General features: G+C 60.9%; 15 protein-coding genes. 5 read left to right on the forward strand and 10 right to left on the reverse strand.

What is annotated here, in order from left to right; all coding sequences use genetic code 11:
* Window positions 1–113 precede the first annotated feature (113 nt).
* Together ABL914_RS00945 and ABL914_RS00950 are read left to right on the forward strand one after the other, a co-directional pair.
* Complete coding sequence (locus tag ABL914_RS00945) at window positions 114–1,310, forward strand: acetyl-CoA C-acyltransferase (protein ID WP_391561262.1); 1,197 nt, start codon at window positions 114–116, stop codon at window positions 1,308–1,310.
* Window positions 1,311–1,450: 140 nt separating this feature from the next.
* Window positions 1,451–1,705, forward strand: a complete 255-nt coding sequence (locus tag ABL914_RS00950) for a hypothetical protein (RefSeq protein ID WP_391561263.1) — start codon at window positions 1,451–1,453, stop codon at window positions 1,703–1,705.
* Window positions 1,706–1,740: 35 nt separating this feature from the next.
* Here ABL914_RS00950 and ABL914_RS00955 read toward each other — a convergent pair whose 3' ends face one another.
* The gene (locus ABL914_RS00955; RefSeq protein ID WP_391561264.1) at window positions 1,741–2,214 is read right to left on the reverse strand and encodes an SH3 domain-containing protein; all 474 of its coding nucleotides are present in this window, start codon (window positions 2,212–2,214) and stop codon (window positions 1,741–1,743) included.
* Window positions 2,215–2,292: 78 nt separating this feature from the next.
* On the opposite strand from ABL914_RS00955, the gene ABL914_RS00960 reads away from it, so the two are divergent.
* Entirely contained in the window at window positions 2,293–3,312 is a 1,020-nt protein-coding gene (locus ABL914_RS00960; protein WP_391561265.1) for a 2-hydroxyacid dehydrogenase, read from the forward strand.
* 113 nt (window positions 3,313–3,425) lie between these two features.
* The gene (locus tag ABL914_RS00965) at window positions 3,426–4,745 is read left to right on the forward strand and encodes an ammonium transporter (protein WP_391561266.1); all 1,320 of its coding nucleotides are present in this window, start codon (window positions 3,426–3,428) and stop codon (window positions 4,743–4,745) included.
* Between the two features lie 30 nt (window positions 4,746–4,775).
* Here ABL914_RS00965 and ABL914_RS00970 read toward each other — a convergent pair whose 3' ends face one another.
* From ABL914_RS00970 to ABL914_RS01005, 8 genes are all read right to left on the reverse strand, one after another.
* Window positions 4,776–5,459, reverse strand: coding sequence for an esterase/lipase family protein (locus ABL914_RS00970; RefSeq protein ID WP_391561267.1), 684 nt, complete (start codon window positions 5,457–5,459; stop codon window positions 4,776–4,778).
* 8 nt (window positions 5,460–5,467) lie between these two features.
* Window positions 5,468–6,886 (reverse strand): NAD(P)H-dependent flavin oxidoreductase, encoded by a 1,419-nt coding sequence (locus ABL914_RS00975; protein ID WP_391561268.1) that lies wholly within the window; start codon window positions 6,884–6,886, stop codon window positions 5,468–5,470.
* The gene (locus ABL914_RS00980; protein WP_391561269.1) at window positions 6,883–7,632 is read right to left on the reverse strand and encodes a class I SAM-dependent methyltransferase; all 750 of its coding nucleotides are present in this window, start codon (window positions 7,630–7,632) and stop codon (window positions 6,883–6,885) included. The genes ABL914_RS00975 and ABL914_RS00980 overlap by 4 nt, the downstream gene beginning before the upstream one ends.
* Before the next feature lie 64 nt (window positions 7,633–7,696).
* Window positions 7,697–8,824: a peptide chain release factor 2 gene (gene prfB, locus ABL914_RS00985; RefSeq protein WP_391561270.1), complete on the reverse strand. Its 1,128-nt coding sequence runs from the start codon at window positions 8,822–8,824 to the stop codon at window positions 7,697–7,699.
* Between the two features lie 68 nt (window positions 8,825–8,892).
* A complete protein-coding gene (locus ABL914_RS00990; RefSeq protein WP_391561271.1) occupies window positions 8,893–9,447 on the reverse strand; it encodes a peroxiredoxin in 555 nt (184 codons plus the stop codon).
* 28 nt (window positions 9,448–9,475) lie between these two features.
* Entirely contained in the window at window positions 9,476–12,082 is a 2,607-nt protein-coding gene (locus ABL914_RS00995; RefSeq protein WP_391561272.1) for a penicillin-binding protein 1A, read from the reverse strand.
* A 71-nt stretch (window positions 12,083–12,153) separates the two neighbouring features.
* Entirely contained in the window at window positions 12,154–13,023 is an 870-nt protein-coding gene (locus tag ABL914_RS01000) for an N-acetylmuramoyl-L-alanine amidase (RefSeq protein ID WP_391561273.1), read from the reverse strand.
* A gap of 10 nt (window positions 13,024–13,033) precedes the next feature.
* The gene (locus ABL914_RS01005) at window positions 13,034–13,363 is read right to left on the reverse strand and encodes a hypothetical protein (protein ID WP_391561274.1); all 330 of its coding nucleotides are present in this window, start codon (window positions 13,361–13,363) and stop codon (window positions 13,034–13,036) included.
* A gap of 104 nt (window positions 13,364–13,467) precedes the next feature.
* Here ABL914_RS01005 and ABL914_RS01010 point away from each other — a divergent pair, with 104 nt between their 5' ends.
* Window positions 13,468–16,152, forward strand: a complete 2,685-nt coding sequence (locus ABL914_RS01010) for a ribonuclease E/G (RefSeq protein ID WP_391561275.1) — start codon at window positions 13,468–13,470, stop codon at window positions 16,150–16,152.
* A 228-nt stretch (window positions 16,153–16,380) separates the two neighbouring features.
* Here ABL914_RS01010 and ABL914_RS01015 read toward each other — a convergent pair whose 3' ends face one another.
* A complete protein-coding gene (locus tag ABL914_RS01015; protein WP_391561276.1) occupies window positions 16,381–16,938 on the reverse strand; it encodes a class I SAM-dependent methyltransferase in 558 nt (185 codons plus the stop codon).
* Window positions 16,939–17,129 lie beyond the last annotated feature (191 nt).

Raw genomic sequence — 17,129 nt, forward strand, 5'->3', positions numbered from 1 at the left:
CACTCTTTTCCCGCAGGCAGGCAGGCTTGGCAAGCGGATAAGCGCGATTGCCATTGCTGCAACGCAGCATTAAAGATGCGACAGACTCAAGACTTCCAGAAAGGTTGCCTGCCATGGCCCAGCTTTCCGCCGCCGATCCTATCGTCATCCTGTCCTATGCCCGCACCCCGATGGGCGCCATGCAGGGCGCGCTGGCCGATGTCAGTGCAACCGATCTGGGGGCCACCGCAATTCGCGCTGCGGTTGAACGGGCCGGAGTGAACGGCGACGATGTAGAGCGGGTCTATATGGGCTGTGTGCTGCCCGCCGGTCTGGGCCAGGCGCCGGCCCGGCAGGCCACCATCAAGGCCGGGCTTCCCGCTTCGGTTCAGGCAACCACCGTCAGCAAGGTCTGCGGATCTGGCATGCAGAGCGTGATCATGGGCGCTGAGGCACTGGCAGCCGGCACAGTTGATTTGCTGATCGCAGGCGGGATGGAGAGCATGACCAACGCGCCCTACCTCCTTAAGAAGCATCGCTCTGGCGCGCGGATCGGGCACGATACTGCCTATGATCACATGTTCCTCGATGGGCTGGAAGATGCCTATGAACCGGGCCGGGCAATGGGCACTTTCGCGCAGGATACCGCTGATGCCTATCAACTGACCCGTGAGGCGCAGGACGCCTATTCAATCGAATCGCTGCGCCGGGCGCAGGCCGCCATTGCCGATGGTGCCTTTGCCGCAGAAATCACCCCAGTAACCGTGGTAAGCCGCGCTGGTGAAAGCGTGGTTGATACCGATGAACAGCCGGGCAAGGGCCGTCCAGACAAAATTCCCGGCCTGAAACCGGCTTTTGCCAAGGATGGCACGATCACCGCGGCAACCTCCAGCTCGATCTCGGATGGCGCGGCTGCGCTGGTCCTGACCCGCCAAAGCGTGGCCGGTGCAAAAGGCTTCACGCCGGTCGCCAAAGTGATCGCCGCTGCGGCTCACGCCCAGGCTCCCAAGGATTTCACCACCGCACCGGTTGGCGCGATAAGCAAGGTGCTGGAACAGGCCGGCTGGACTTTGGATCAGGTTGATCTGTTCGAAGTGAACGAAGCCTTCGCTTGCGTCGCAATGTTTGCGATGCACGATCTGGGGATCGCCCACGACAAGATCAACGTGCACGGCGGTGCCACTGCGCTGGGCCATCCGATCGGTGCGTCTGGCGCGCGGATCATCACCACACTGATTGCCGCCCTGCAGCGCCATGGCAAAACCCGCGGGATCGCCAGTCTGTGCATCGGCGGCGGCGAAGCTACTGCGGTGGCCGTCGAACTGGTCTGATAGCGCCAATCTGCGCGACAAATCGCGACACAACTTGCCCGGATCCGAACAACGGATTCCGGGCAAGTTCAGTTTGGGGAGGCCACCTTGGCTGGTGCCAGCAAGATCTGCCGGCACCTTCACAGCACAGGAGAACCCGAATGAAACGCACTATCATCGCAGCCATGATCATGGCCGGACTGGCCCTGCCCGGCATTGCCCAGGCCAAGGTCACCCGCGCCGAGCTGCGCCGTGACGTCCATGAAGTGCGGCAAGAACGCCGCGATGTTCGGCAGGACGTTCGCCAGCACGATTGGCGCGGGGCACACGAGGAGCGCCACGAACTGCGCGGTGCAAAGCGCGATCTTCGCCAGGACAAGCGCGCATTCAGGCGCCAGCATCACCGCGGGCGCTGAACGGGCCGATCAGGATTGGGCGGGTCGGAGCCTGTTTAGGGCTCCCCCGCCCCCCACAACCGGGCCTGTTCAACATAGCCTTTGCGTGGGCCAACACTGAATTTGCACCAGCCACTGTCACAATTGCCAAGCAGTCCTACCACACCCGGCGCCATCTGCCACAGCAGCTTGGCCCCGACATTGCCATGCGATCGCATCGCGGCCGGTTCCTTGCCAATGACAAATCCGGTCCGCTCACGCGTCAGGAAACGGGCCAGAACCCACCCTTTTGCACCACCTGGATCTTCGACAAAGCGCCAGCCCTCCTTGATCCGCAGAACTTTGAGCGGCAAGTTCTGGCGATGGAAAACCCATAGAATCCGGTAGTCTTCGCCCGGGCCAACCCGCATGTTTACATCGTCACCGCGGCGGATTGAGGCCCAGTAGGGCGTTTTGGCATCTTGGGCCACGGCCGGAACGGCACAGATCGCTATGGCAGCAGCAACAAGGAATCGGCGAGTGATCAACATCGCGGCATGATAGCGCGCCCGGCGCCCCTGCTTCAACCCGCTTGACCATGCGCCCCGGCAAAGCCTAGCGCTATCGCCATGACAGTTGTTTCCGATACCCCAGCCCGGCGGCGTGTTTCAGGCAAGCTCCGCGTTCATGTAACCCGCCGGTTGCTGCCTTCGGTGGAAGCGCGAATGGATGAGCTGTTCGACGTTTCGCTGAATGCCGAAGATCGCCCGTTGACCCGCGACGAGCTGATCGCCGCGATGCACGCCAGCGATGTAATCGTTCCCACTGTGACCGATCGGATCGATGCGGACATGCTTGAAGCAGCGGGTGAGCGCCTGGGCCTGATCGCCAATTTCGGTGCCGGGATCGAACATATTGATCTGGCCGCAGCGCGGGCCCGCAAGGTCATCGTCACCAACACTCCGGGCGTCTTCACGGATGATACGGCGGATCTGGCGATGATGCTGATCCTTTCGGTTCCGCGCCGGCTTGGTGAAGGCAGCCGGCTGGTCCGCGATGGCAACTGGACCGGCTGGACCCCCACCGCGATGCTAGGCCGTTGTATTGGCGGCAAACGGCTCGGCATTATCGGGATGGGCCGGATCGGGCAGGCCGTGGCCCACCGCGCCCGTGCCTTTGGAATGGAGGTTGGCTATCACAATCGTCACCCGCTGCCACCCAGTGTCGAATCGATGTTCGGTGCGCGCTATGAACCCGATCTTGAACAGTTGATCGCCACCAGCGACATTATCACCCTGCACTGCCCGGCTGGCGCCGATACACACCATCTGATCAACGCCCGGCGGCTGGCAGCGATGAAGCCGGGCGCCTTTCTGGTCAACACTGCGCGCGGTGATCTGGTTGACGAGGACGCGCTGATTGCCGCGCTGACGCAAGGCACATTGGCCGGTGCCGGGCTGGATGTGTTCGCACGCGAACCACAAGTTGATCCGCGCCTGATCGCCCTGCCCAACGTCATCACCTTGCCCCACCTTGGCAGTGCCACGGTTGAGGGGCGCGAGCATGCCGGCGAAAAGGTTATCGCAAATATCCGCTTCTGGATCGATGGACACCGCCCGCCCGATCAGGTGCTGCAAGGCTGGGCATAATCGCCCCCGCGCGCAACATCCGTGCGGCTTCGCGCTTGCTAGAATTGCAATCGTTGCTTTAAGCCGCGTTTGAGGAATCGCGCGCCAAAGCCCGCGCCCGAAGGGAGAAACCAATGCGCACCTTTGCGAAGCTGTGTCTGACAATTGCAGCCATGGCGGCTCCTGCCGCAGCCTGGGCCCAGGATGCAGCAGCCGATGCAGCGGGCGATGCCCTGAACAGCGGCGATAATGCGTGGTTGCTGGTCTCGTCAGCACTGGTTTTGATGATGTGCATGCCGGGGCTGACCCTGTTCTATGGCGGGTTGGTCCGGGCCAAAAACTTCCTCTCGGTTGCAGTGCAAACCGGCGCGGTTGCGGCAGTCGCCTCGGTGCTGTGGGTCGCGGTGGGATACCGGATTGGCTTTGGCGATGTCACCAATGGGTTCTTCGGCAGCGGCGATATCTGGATGCTTGGCAACACCGAAGGCGTGCTGCGCGATGGATACGCGGTTAGCGAGCGGACATTTTCGCTGTTCCAGCTTACTTTTGCCGCGATCACGCCTGCACTGATGGTGGGGGCCTGGGTTGATCGGGCGCGGTTTGGCTGGGTGATCGGACTTTGCGCGCTGTGGGGGCTGGTAGTCTATGCGCCGGTTGCGCACTGGGTTTGGGGTGATGGCTGGTTAGCTTCGCGGATGAACACGATGGACTTTGCCGGCGGGATCGTGGTGCACACCACCGCCGGGGTATCGGCCTTGGTTGCGGCGATGCTGGTTGGCAAGCGCCTTGGCTTCCCGCGCCAGTTGATGCTGCCGCACAGCCCGGCGCTGACCATGGTTGGTGCGGCGCTGCTGTGGGTTGGCTGGTTTGGCTTTAATGGCGGCTCTGCCGTTACAGCTGATGACAGCGCGGCGGGAGCAATCATCAATACCCATCTGGGGGCCTGCATGGCGGCATTGGTCTGGCTGCTGATCGAGAAGTTCAAGGTTGGCAAACCCACCAGCGTCGGCTTTGCCACCGGCGCCATAGCCGGGCTGGCCACGATCACCCCGGCGGCGGGCTTCGTCGCTCCGTGGGCAGCGATGGCCATCGGCGCGATCGCCGCGCTGGTATGCTTCCCGATGATCCAGATCATCAAAGGCCGGCTGGGGATCGACGATTCGCTGGATGTATTTGCTGTCCATGGGGTTGGCGGGATTACCGGATCGCTGCTGCTGGCGGTGTTCCTTTCGCCCACGCTTGGCGGGGCTGGCTATGACGAAGGCTTCAACATGGTTAGCCAGCTAGCGGCGCAGGCCGTGGGCGTGGGTGTTGTTGCAATCTGGTCGGCGATTGCCACCGCGGTGCTGGCCGTGCTGGTCAGTCTGGCGATCCCGATGCGGGTGGGCGAGGATGACGAGCGCGAAGGACTGGATCTGGCCAGCCACGGTGAGCGCGCCTGGGAATTTGAATGATCCGGGCACACCGATCCTGGCCTGGATGCACTAGCCCAATTCTTCGGCCAGCAACCGGCCGATCAGCCTGATCCCTGCGGGTGAACGCGCCAGCGACAGATGCCGGCCGGTCAGCTCAACCTGCCGGTCACTCTCTTCCGCCAGCCCTCGCGCTGCGGCCTGGGCCACGATCCCATCGATCGGTGAGTGCACCGCCAAGGTCCGCACCGGCGGTTTGGCGGCCAGATCGGTTGCGATCGGCGGGCTATCAACGCGGTGATCGTTTAGCAGTTCATACAGCCGCCAGGCATTGTTTGCGCGCGGATCGCCGGAAAACGGGCTGCCCAGCGTTATGACCAGCCGCACCAGATCTGGCCGCTGTTTGGCCACCTCGCGCGCGAACACCCCGCCAAGGCTCCAGCCGATCAGGGTGGCGCCCTGCTGATGCCGCTGGGATAGCTCTTCAAGCTGCGGGACAAGCCGGTCCAATAGATCTGCCCGCGCGCCGCTGTTTTTGCCAATCTGCCAGCCATACGCAGCATATCCAGCAGCGTTCAGCGAACGCCGCAGCCGGATTGATGAGACATCGCTGGTCAGATAGCCGGGATAGACAATCACCGGCTGACCGTGTCCGGCCGCAATGGGCACCGCGCGCTGCAATGGGCTGAGCAGCAACTTGGGAATCTCAAGCGCTTCACCCGCCCACAGCCGCAGCGGCGGGGCGCGATCATTCATGGGCGCGCTCAATCCCCGGACAGGATCCGATCGACCAGCTGCTTCACCGTTGGGGTGAAGTTGTTCGAATAGAACGGGTCGGTCTTGAAATTGTGGGCGTTGTGGCCGGCAAACATCAGGTTCTGATGAATGTCCTGGCCGTGGACAATCGCCTTCAGCGTCTTTTGAATGCAGAAGCTGCGCGGATCGGCCAGATAGCCGGTGGTGTAATCATCATGATCTTTCCATGATGAAAACCCGCAGTGCGAAAGGCAGCCCATGCATTCCTTCTGATCGGTCTGGATCACCGAACGCTCTGCCTCATCGACAAAGACAATCGTATCATCGGGTGTGCGCAGGCCTTCCTTGAAACCTTGCGCCACCCAGCCGCGGGCCCGTTCAAGATCGGCCGGAGCAACCCAGAAATTCTTGTTGCCCACACCCACATCAAGCCGGGCGGTGTGCTCGCCAGCTTCAACCTTCGAATAGGGAATTTGCCGGGCGCTGCGCGCTTCGAGATTGCGGATAAAGGAATTGCGCACCGCCGAGCTGTAGAAACCGGTTGGTGAAAAACGGTGCAGCAGGATGTCACCTTCGTTCAGCGTGCGCAGATGGTCTTTCCAGCCCTGCGGGATCGGGCTTTCCTGGGTCAGCAGCGGACGCGTGCCGAATTGGAAAACGATCTGGCCCAGTTCGGGATTGTCGATCCAGTTTGCCCAATCGCGCAAATACCACACCCCACCGGCCATCACGATCGGCACGCTATCGGCTATGCCTTCGGCGCGCATCGTATCGCGCAGCGCCTTTACCCGCGGATAGGGATCCTGCGGCTGAAGTGGATCTTCTGCGTTGGATAGCCCGTTGTGGCCGCCCGCCAGCCACGGATCTTCATAAACCACCGCCCCCATCAGATCGGGAACCTTGTGGTACGCCCGTTTCCACAGCGCGCGAAACGCGCGGGCAGAGCTGATGATCGGCAAATAGTTGACGTTGTGGCGCGCGGCGATTTCAGAAAGCTTGTACGGCATTCCTGCCCCGCAGGTTACCCCGGTCACCATCCCGCGGGTCTGCTCAAGCACCCCTTCAAGTATGGGCTGTGCCCCGCCCATTTCCCACAGCACGTTGATATTGATCGCGCCCTGTCCGCCGGAAATATCATAGGCCCGGCGAATCTGATCGACCGATCCCTTGATCCCAAAGGCGATCAGCTCATGATGGCGATCCTTGCGGGTTGCGCCATTGAACACCTGATCGACCATATTGCCGTCTTCGTCATAGAAATCCGGATTGACCGCGCTGACAGTGCCGATCCCGCCCGCCGCAGCCCAGGCTCCCGAGCTGGCATGATTGGTTGCCGCAACCCCTTTGCCGCCCTCCACAATGGGCCAGACTTCGCGTCCGCCATAGATAATCGGCTTAAGCCCTGAAAAGGCAGTGGCAGCGGTCATTGCGTCCCCGTTTTCCCGTTAACCGAATTGCACGGCTTGATATCTTCCGGCCTGGGGCGTTCCCCACTCGCCTCAAACGCGGCATAATAGCCGTTGAGTTCGGGCCTAAGCACAAATTGCACCAGCCGGAAACCCACCGCGCCAAATTCGCAAAACAATTGCCGCGGCGGCATGCCATGCTGATCCGATGGACGATCGACATCCACCACAATCACCTGCCCGCCCGGCCGCAACGCAGGCCGCATATGCCACAGAAAAGCATAGGGTTCGGCGATTTCGTGATACATATGGACCATGAAAATCCGATCGAAGCTGCCACCCGGCAGCATCGGGTTTTCCGGCTTGCCGGTGCGGATCGAAACCTGGCCCAGCCGTTCACGTTCAACCCGCTGGCCAAGCCGCTGGATTGAACCGGGATCGATGTCTTCCGCCAATACCCGGCCTTTGGGGCCAACCCGATCGGCCAGGCGGATTGTGTAGTATCCCTCGCCCGCGCCGATATCGGCCACCGTGGTACCCGGATTGATCGCCGCCAGATCCATCACAACCGCAGCCTCACCCATATCGTCGCGCTGGTCTTCGTTGGTGAATTCATCCCCCGCAAGCGTTGAAACCGGGCGGTAAGCCTCAGGAAACCCGCGCGCGCCTTCGGATCGGCCAGATTGATCGCTGGCCGGTGTGCAAGCGCCAACTGCGGCCAACAGCGCAACCGCAACCGGCAAGGCAAGGTGTCCACGGGTCTTCACGGCCTTGTTCTTAGCCCAGCCAATGCAGCTTGGCAAAGTTGCAAACACGCGCACCCGCCAGGCCTCAATCGACGTCTTCTACCTCAACCGCTTCACCCGTCACGCGCTGTGCCAATGCTGCCGCCATGAACGGATCGAGCGCGCCGTCGAGCACATCGGACGGGGTTGGTGAGGTGAAGCCGGTGCGCAGATCCTTGACCATCTGATAGGGCTGCAACACGTAGGAACGGATCTGGTGGCCCCAACCGATATCGGTCTTGCTGGCATGTTCGGCGCTGGCGGCGGCTTCGCGTTTTTGCATCTCGGCTTCGTAAAGCCGGGCTTTCAGCATCCCCATACAGATATCACGGTTCTTGTGCTGGCTGCGATCCATCTGGCTGGCGACAATGATGCCGCTGGGAACGTGGGTCATGCGCACCGCGGAATCGGTGGTGTTGACGTGCTGCCCGCCCGCGCCGCTGGCGCGGTACGTATCGATCTTGAGATCGGCCGGATTGACCTCGATCGCAAAGGTATCGTCGATTACCGGATAGACCCAGACCGAGGAAAAGCTGGTATGGCGCCGGGCCGAACTGTCATAGGGCGAAATGCGAACCAGCCGGTGGACGCCGCTTTCGGTCTTGGCATAGCCATAGGCGTTTTCGCCTTTGCACATGATCGTGGCGCTCTTGATCCCGGCTTGGTCACCGGCCTGATACTCAATCGTCTCAACCTTGAAGCCGCGCTTTTCCGCCCAGCGGGTGTACATCCGGAACAGCATTTCGGCCCAGTCCTGGCTTTCGGTTCCACCAGCGCCTGCATGGATTTCAATGAAAGTGTCGTTGCTATCGGCCTCTCCGGCCAGCAGCGCCTGAACCTTATCAGCATCGGCCCGATCGGCCAGCGCGCTCAAGGTGGCGATCCCTTCATCGACCGTCGCTTCATCGCCTTCCATTTCGCCAAGCTCGACATATTCGATCGCATCGGCCATCTGCGCGCCGATTGAATTGACCGTGCCCACCGCAGCTTCCAGCCTCCGGCGTTCTTTCATCACCGCTTCGGCATCTTTGGGGTTGTCCCACAGCTTGGGATCTTCAACCCGCGCGTTCAGCTCATCAAGCCGACGCAGCGCACGGTCCCAGTCAAGGAACTTGCGGACCAGCGCCAGTGCCTTTTCGATCCGTTCGATATGGGCCTGCCCCTCGGCACGCATGACAGCACACTCCTTGAAATCGGACTGTGCCCGTTAGCCGGATTGCCTGCAATGTAAAGGGTATGCGCTTATCGCCGCCGCTGCCGCAATGCCCGCACTGTCGCCAGGGTTTTGGTCACGTGTTGGTTGGGGTTCATATCGGTGTAGGCCAGAACCACCCGCCCATCGCGCCCGATCACATAGCTGGTCCGGCTTGAAAGCCCGGTCTGGGTGCCATCTGCCTTCTTGAGCGTGACGTCATAGGCATCGATGATCGCGGGGGTTGCAACGCCCACCGGAAACCTGTTGCCGCAGTCCTTGCTGCTGAAAAGCTGCTGGGTCTGGATCGTATCAGCGGAAAGGCCGATCAGGGTCGCACCAGCGGCCTTGAAATCAGCCGAAGCGGCGGCAAAGGCGCGGGCCTCGATCGAGCAGCCCTGGGTGAAGCTTTTTGGATAGAAGTACAGCACCACCGGTCCTTTGCGCAAAGCAGCAGAAAGGGTGAAGTTGAACACTTTGCCGGCCAATGCACCTTGCGTTACGAACTGCGGTGCACGGGCGCCTTGCGGCAGATCGGCCGGGGCGGCTGCGGGCAGCGCCAAGGCCGCGATTGCCAGCGAAAAACCAAGAACTTTACGCTTCATAATCGTCTCCTTGCCAGCCCTGCCAGGACTATTGACCGCCGACTGTTGCATCCGGCGCAATTGTTGGCGCAGCTTCGGGTTCCTTGGCATCACCCGGATCGGTGTTTGCAGCGGGCGCCTTTGGTTTGCCCGCGCCCCTGCGGGCCGCCGCAATCAAGGCTGCGCGCTGCTTCTCCAGTTCTTCTGTGCCGATCCCTGGCCGGGCTTCGCTTTCGGCCTTGAACGCTTCCCAGATCACGCCGGAATCCTTGCTATCGCCCGGTGTGCCGCCAAACACGCGTTTGCCGCTGATCCGGTCAACCTTGACCCAGTGAATATCAGCTGGCGCCACAAATGGTCGCTCGCTCCAGCGGGGTTTGGTTGATGCAACAAGCTGCTTGAAGATCGGCGCGGCAACATTGCCGCCCTGCACCCAGCCGCCCAGCGGGCGCGGCTGATCATAGCCCAGGTACACCCCGCCAACGATATCCTGATTGCCGCCAACGAACCAGACATTGGTTGGCCCCGTGGTGGTCCCGGTCTTGCCAAACAGCGGCACACCCAGATCATCCAGGAGATAGGCCGTGCCGCGCGTCACCACGCCTTCCAGCATGTGGACCACCTGAAACGCGGTGCGCGGATCCATCACCTGCTTGCCGCGCGAATCAAACCGCGGCATCGGTTTTCCGTCCCATTCAGCCATGTTGCACTTGGTGCAGCGGCGGGTGTCGGCCCGCAAGATCACCTTGCCCGTTCGGTCCTGAACGTAATCGATCACGGTCGGCTGGAATTGCAAACCATTGTTTGCCAGCGCGGCATAGCCGTTGACCATCTGCTGAACGGTTGTTTCCCCGGCCCCAAGCGCGAATGCCAGATAAGGCGGATACTTGCCGATCCCGACCCTTTCGAAAGTCTTCGAGACATTTTCCATCCCGGCATCGCTGGCGATCCGCACCGTCATCAGGTTGCGCGATTGTTCAAGCCCCCAACGCATCGTGTGCGATCCGCTGCCGCCGCCGCCACCGAAATTGACGAAGCACTTCTGGCCATAGCGTGAACCCTGATAGACGCAGAATTTGCCATCAAGAATCTCGCTCGACGGGCTCATCCCGAAATCAAGGCCGGTGCCATAGACGAACGGCTTGATTGTAGATCCGGGCTGGCGCATCGCCTGGGTGGCGCGGTTAAAGCTGCCAAGGCCCGGATCAAACCCGCCCTGCATCGCCAGGACACGGCCTGAATGGGCGTCCTCAAGCAACATCCCGCCAGTAATCTCGGGCACCACCCGCAAGGCCCAGCTGTTCGTGCCAGAAGGTGCAGCAGCAACGATATCGCCAGCCTTCAGTGCATCCGGGATACCCTGCAGCGGCCCCTTGGTGCCATCGCCAAAGCCAATTGTGGCTGCGGCGCCCTTGCGTTCCAGGACCAGCCCAACGCGCCAATCGAGATAGGAAATCGACTTGCCCGAAAGCGCAATCTGGCTTTGCCAGCTATCCATATCCAGATCGATATGATCGATCGGCTTAACGAAACCGCGCCCACCGCCAAATCGCAGCAAGCCGGTTCGAAGCGAATCCTGGGCGCCCTTCTGGAGCTGCGGATCAAGCGAAGTTCGGATCCACAGGCCGCCCGCATAGACGCTGTTGGGCCCGTTTTCAGCATTCTCGCCATACTTCTCGATCAGCTGACGGCGCACTTCCTCAACGAAATAGCCATTGGCCGGATCCCAGTTATCACCCCGGCGCGGAATAATGCCCAGCGGTTCTGCCTTGGCAGCGGCGGCTTCGGCGGCGGTGGCCGCTTCGTTTCTGACCATCTGGTCAAGCACCCAGTTGCGCCGCTCTAGTGCTTCGGGTGCAAATTTGGCCCGGCCATAGATCTCAGGACCGCGCGGCAGGGTTGCCAGGAAAGCATACTGCGCCAGATTCAGTTCGCCCACATCCTTGCCGAAATAGGCCTGCGATGCAGCTTGTACCCCAAAGCTCTGCCGGCCGAGCGGGATCTCATTGAGATAGAGCTCAAGGATCTGTTCCTTTTCCAGCACGCTTTCGATCCGCCGGGCCAGGACCATTTCCTTGATCTTGCGGGTAACCGAATACTCATTACCGATCAGGATGTTTTTCGCGACCTGCTGGGTAATGGTAGAGCCGCCCTTGGCGCGCTTGCCAGAGCCAAGCTTGGTTACATAATCCAGCACCGCGCCGGCCAGGCCGGTATAATCAACGCCGCCGTGGCTCCAGAATGTCTTGTCCTCGGCCGAAAGGTAGGCCCCTTTCAGCTTCTCCGGAAAGTCCACATAGCGCAACTGCACGCGGCGTTCGCGGGCATAGGAATAAACGATCTGCCCATCGATCCCGCGAACCATTGTTGGCAATGGCGGCTGGTAGGTAAGCAGGCTATCGGCTGACGGTAGATTGCGAGTGACTGTTACCCAAAACAGCAGGTTGAAAGCCAGAAAAGCGGCCAGCAGATAGTTGATGATCCGAAAGCGCCGGCTATCGCCCCACCGGGTGCGGTACCATTCTCCAAAACCGGTATCACCCAGCTTTTGCCGCCCAGCAGCAAACAGCGCCTTCGCTTTGCCCCACAATCCGCCTGCTTCGCGGCGGATGCGCAAGCGCACCGAACCTGGATCCTGATCGTCGCTTTCAGCCATAGGTGGCGCGCTCTAGCACGGCCTTGGCGCGCATTGCCAGTGTGTTTGCAATGCCTTCCCGTCCGTTTCCACTATCCTTGTGCTGCCCGGGCAAAAAACACCCTGATCGCCCGCGCCACAGCCTCTGCAAAGTTTTGCCGGCCTGCACCCGAAGTCAGCCGGGCAACATCGGTTTCGTTGTTGATATAGCCGGATTCGAACAGCACCGATGGGACATCGGGTGATTTGAGCACGGCGAATGCAGCTGATTGCGGATCGGCTTCCTTGAACGGCATTCGGCCCAGGCCTTCGCGCAAGATCAGCCGGGCGAACAATTCCGATTGAGTCTGGGATTGGCGCTGGGCCAGATCGACGAGCGCTGTGCTGACATCGCTGCTCTGCCCGGCAATCTTCACGCCATTGACCACATCCGCAGCGTTTTCGCGCGCCGCAATTTTTTCCGCCGCTTCGTTGCTGCCTTTGGCTGAGAGGGTATAAACCGTGGCGCCCAGCGCCTTCCCCTCGCCTTCAGTGCTATCGGCATGAATCGAAATATACAAATCCGCTCCCAGCAAACGGGCTATTTCTGGCCGCTCCCCCAAAAACAGATAGGTATCATCGCTGCGGGTAAGCGCCACACGCACCCCGCCCTGGCGAAGTAACTCGTCGCGCAGCGCAATCGCCAGCGACAGTGTCAGCGCTTTTTCCTTAAGCTCGCCGGCTCCTGCTCCGGGGTCTTTGCCGCCATGGCCGGGATCGATCACCACCAGCGGGCGGCTTGAATCCGGTGGGCCCAGAACCTTCGGCAAAGCCGCCGCCGCCCCTGGCCTGGGCAGATCGACCGTAACCACGTAATCATAGCCGCGCCCGGGGCGGCCGAATGTTCGATCGGCCTGCACCATAGCGGCAAACACCGCAATCGGTGTCAGCAAGATCACAAGCAGTATCAGAAACCGGCGCATTGCAGCCTGATTAGTGCGCCTTGCCGCGCGGTGCAATCACCGCTTTGCGGCATTCACCTTGCCGCAGCCCTGAAGCAATGCTAGTCACCCCATCGACCGGGATCGGCATGGCCGTTTCCGGAAGGAGAATCCGGTATTTTTCGTTCCGGATCAAACAGGTTGATGCATCAATGAAAAGCCTTGAACCGTCCCAGACGTCCGGAGCCATAGCGGCTTCGACCCATGGTGCGGCTGGCCGTGCGCGCTCGGGTTTGCCGCGCATTTTCACTGTTGCAGACACGCTCATCGCCGCCGGAGCCCGCTGTGGAACCGGCATCATCGATACATCCGCGCGCAGCATGGGGCATTGCCCGGCATCGCGCGGACTGTCCGCATATAGCCGCGCCGAAACCGCACGCAGCCTTCGGGCCTTGCGCTGCGCCAGGCGCGCACGGAGTATTTATAATGACAACGCGCATGCTTATCGATGCGCGCCACCCGGAAGAAACCCGGGTGGCGGTGCTAAAAGGCAACCGGATTGACGAATTCGATTTCGAATCCGCCGAACACAAACAGATCAAGGGCAATATCTATCTTGCCAAGGTCACCCGGGTAGAACCGTCGCTGCAAGCGGCCTTTGTTGACTTTGGCGGCAATCGCCATGGCTTCCTGGCCTTCAGCGAAATCCACCCCGATTACTACCAAATCCCCAAAGAGGACCGCGAGGCCCTTTTGGCTGAGGAAGCCGCCCACGCTGAGGAAGAGGCCGCTTTGCGCGCCATTGCTGAGGGTGAGGAAGACTTCGTCGGTGATGACGAACTGGGCGAAAGCCTGGCCGATGATATGGCCGGGACCACGCACGATCACCACGACGACGATGACTTCGGCGGCGTGATGGAAGTTGACACGTCTGAAAAGGACGAGGTGGCAACGATCGAAGATGGCCTGGTCGAGGATGGCTTTGATCATGACGACGAAGCCGGCGGCGAAAATGAAGGCGAAGACAACGGCGATAATGACGACAGCCACCGCCGCGGCCGGGGCCGCCGGCGGCAGGGCGGAAATCGCGGTCACGCCAAGGAAGCTGACGATTTGCGTGCCAAGCGCATGGCTCTGCGCCGTCGTTACAAAATTCAGGATGTAATCCAGCGCCGCCAGGTTCTGCTGGTGCAGGTGGTCAAGGAAGAACGCGGCAACAAGGGTGCCGCGCTCACCACCTACCTCAGTCTGGCGGGCCGGTACTGCGTGTTGATGCCCAATTCCAGCCATGGCGGCGGGATCAGCCGCAAGATCAATTCTGCCGGTGACCGCAAGCGGCTCAAGACAATTATCGCTGAGATGGATCTGCCCAAATCGATGGGTTGCATCGTTCGCACCGCCGGTCTTCAACGCACCAAGACTGAAATCAAGCGCGATTTCGATTACCTTGCTCGGCTGTGGGACGGGATTCGTGAGACGACGCTGGGCTCTACCGCTCCGGCGTTGATCCATTCAGACAGCGATCTGATCAAACGCGCGATCCGCGACATCTATAACCGCGAAATTGAAGACGTGGTGGTGGAAGGCGAACATGGATACCGCGCGGCGCGTGATTTCATGAAGCTGCTGATGCCCAGCCACGCCAAACGGGTGAAGCAGTATGCCGATCCGGTACCGCTGTTCCAGCGCTATGGCGCCGAAGATCAGCTGACCGCGATGTACGATCCCGAAGTGCAGCTGAAAAGCGGCGGCTACATCGTGATCAACCCCACCGAAGCGCTGGTCTCGATCGACATCAACTCTGGCCGCTCGACCAAAGAACACGGGATCGAGGCGACCGCGCTTAACACCAACCTCGAAGCTGCGCGTGAAATCGCCCGGCAGTTGCGCCTGCGCGATATGGCCGGACTGGTTGTGATCGACTTCATCGACATGGAGTACAACAACAACGTCCGCAAAGTTGAAAAGGCGATGAAGGACGCGCTCAAGAATGATCGGGCGCGGATCCAGGTTGGCCGGATTTCCAGCTTTGGCTTGATGGAGATGAGCCGCCAACGTCTTCGTACCGGGGTACTAGAAGCATCAACCCGCGCTTGCCCGCACTGCGATGGCACCGGGCTGGTGCGCACGGCATCAAGCTCTGGTCTGGCTGCGCTGCGGCTGATCGAAGACGAAGCCGCCAAAGGCAAGGGTTCGGTTATCACGCTGTTCGCTTCCACAGAAGCGGCGGTCTATCTGCTCAACGCCAAGCGCGCAGATCTTGCTGAAATCGAGCTGCGCTATGGCGTCGCCGTGGCCGTGCTGCCTGAAGGTGAAAACGAGGGCGCCAAGATGCGCGTTGCCTCGTCTGGGCCGCGCCCTGAATTCGTGCCCCGCTTCGAACCGATCGCCATCGAGGAAGACGATGACGACGTGTTTGAAGAGGAGGAAGACGATTTCGAAGCTGAAGAACGCAGCGAAGATGGCGAAGATCGCGGCAAACGCCGCCGCAAGCGTCGCCGGCGTGGTGGACGTGACCGCGAGCGTGATGAAGCTCCGCGTGGCGATGACGAAAACGATAGCGAAAGCGAAAGCGAAGAATCCGCCGACGATGAAGGCGATGAAGACGATGATCGCAGCGCAGCCGAAAGGGCCGAGGACGGTGATGGACCGCGCAAGCGTCGTCGGCGTGGTCGGCGGCGGCGCGGCGGCAAGGGCCGCGGCGATGGCGAAGGCCAGGCACAAACCGACGATGGATCGGATGCTGAATCAGTAGAAGCCGCTGGCGAAGAAAGCCCGGCGCAAGAAGCCGTTGCCGCCGATACCGCTGAGGAAGCCCCGGTCAAGCCGAAGCGCACCCGGCGCAAAAAGGTAGAGCCGGAAGCCGCGGTTACCGCTGAAGCAGAAGTGGCCGAGGAACCCGAACCTGAAGCGGTTGCAGCACAGGCCCCAGCCAAGCCGAAGCGTTCGCGTAAAAAGGTGGTTGAAGCCGTTGATGCCGAGCCTGAAGCGGCCCCTGCCGCTCTGGAACCGGCCGCACCGGAAGCCGGAGAGGTTCCGGCCAAACCAAAGCGTTCGCGCAAGAAGGTTGCTGAACCCGTAGCCGCCGAAGAAGCTGCTGATCCGGCCGCCGATCCCGGCGAGGCTGGACAGCCGCGCCGAGGCTGGTGGCAACGCACTTTCGGCGAATAGATTGCATTAATGGCCGCGCTCGGTGATCCACCTGGCGCGGCCGATGCGCCATACTGCATTGCAGGTAAAATCTGAAACTCGAGTAAAAATCCGTCTGCCCTGAGCAGGCCGAAGTGCTGTCATTTCCTTCTAGCGGTTATGCATAACGCATGAAGAACCAGGCCAACACTTCGACCTGCTCAGGGTAGATGGAAGCGGGAAGAACGTTTCAAATTTCCGCTTGCCGCTCTAACCGGTCTTCACCGCAGCGCCCCATTCCATCCACCCCGCCCAGCGCGGTGTCTTGGGAATATAGCAGGCTCCGATCGGTTCCACCTGAAAGCCGCCAGCGCTAACAGCGCTGCTGATCGGCCGGGTCAGGTGGCAACCACCAGCAAGGCGTTTCCACACCGGTTCGATCCGCGTTTGCCATTTTCGCACACCTTCGTCGGGCGCTTGGCCGTGTTCCGCGAACAACAGCAATCCGCCGGTTCGAAGAATTCGCCGCATTTCCTTCAGCACCTGTCCAGGATCTTCGACCGAACAAAGCGTGTAGGTGCAGACCACGCAATCAAAGCTGGCATCGCCAAACGGAATTGCTTCGCCAAACCCCTGACGCAGATCTGCATCCCAGCCCTTTTGCGCCGCAGCGGCACGGGCAAATTCGATCCCCTTGAGCGATGGGTCCATGCCCGAAAAGCTTCCAACCATCGAAGCGTCATAGAACTGCTGGTTGATGCCGCCGCCGCAGCCCATTTCAAAGACTTTGCCACTGGCCTTTGGGATCAGCTGCGATCGAACCTTCATGATTCCTGGTGAAGAGCAGGCACACTGGATCACACGTGGAACTATGTGTTCGTCATACCAATTGCCCAAACCCATGATTCGCCCCTTCACTGACCGCGATTGGGCTGCATAGTGCCAGATTGTGAGGCGCGCGGAAGCTGCATTCCATCGATTCTTGAGACAATGCCCAGGCGCCTGGCCCACCCACCCGG

This window comes from Novosphingobium sp., from assembly GCF_040079535.1.
GTDB lineage: Bacteria > Pseudomonadota > Alphaproteobacteria > Sphingomonadales > Sphingomonadaceae > Novosphingobium.

Coding starts and splice junctions, on each gene's coding strand:
- ABL914_RS00960 (WP_391561265.1), top strand. CDS start 2,293: ATGACAGTTGTTTCCGATACCCCAGCCCGGCGGCGTGTTTCAGGCAAG.
- ABL914_RS01000 (WP_391561273.1), bottom strand. CDS start 13,023: ATGCGCCGGTTTCTGATACTGCTTGTGATCTTGCTGACACCGATTGCG.
- ABL914_RS00990 (WP_391561271.1), bottom strand. CDS start 9,447: ATGAAGCGTAAAGTTCTTGGTTTTTCGCTGGCAATCGCGGCCTTGGCG.
- ABL914_RS00945 (WP_391561262.1), top strand. CDS start 114: ATGGCCCAGCTTTCCGCCGCCGATCCTATCGTCATCCTGTCCTATGCC.
- ABL914_RS00975 (WP_391561268.1), bottom strand. CDS start 6,886: ATGACCGCTGCCACTGCCTTTTCAGGGCTTAAGCCGATTATCTATGGC.
- ABL914_RS01010 (WP_391561275.1), top strand. CDS start 13,468: ATGACAACGCGCATGCTTATCGATGCGCGCCACCCGGAAGAAACCCGG.
- prfB (WP_391561270.1), bottom strand. CDS start 8,824: ATGCGTGCCGAGGGGCAGGCCCATATCGAACGGATCGAAAAGGCACTG.
- ABL914_RS00965 (WP_391561266.1), top strand. CDS start 3,426: ATGCGCACCTTTGCGAAGCTGTGTCTGACAATTGCAGCCATGGCGGCT.
- ABL914_RS01015 (WP_391561276.1), bottom strand. CDS start 16,938: ATGAAGGTTCGATCGCAGCTGATCCCAAAGGCCAGTGGCAAAGTCTTT.
- ABL914_RS00970 (WP_391561267.1), bottom strand. CDS start 5,459: ATGAATGATCGCGCCCCGCCGCTGCGGCTGTGGGCGGGTGAAGCGCTT.
- ABL914_RS00995 (WP_391561272.1), bottom strand. CDS start 12,082: ATGGCTGAAAGCGACGATCAGGATCCAGGTTCGGTGCGCTTGCGCATC.
- ABL914_RS00950 (WP_391561263.1), top strand. CDS start 1,451: ATGAAACGCACTATCATCGCAGCCATGATCATGGCCGGACTGGCCCTG.
- ABL914_RS01005 (WP_391561274.1), bottom strand. CDS start 13,363: ATGCTGCGCGCGGATGTATCGATGATGCCGGTTCCACAGCGGGCTCCG.
- ABL914_RS00955 (WP_391561264.1), bottom strand. CDS start 2,214: ATGTTGATCACTCGCCGATTCCTTGTTGCTGCTGCCATAGCGATCTGT.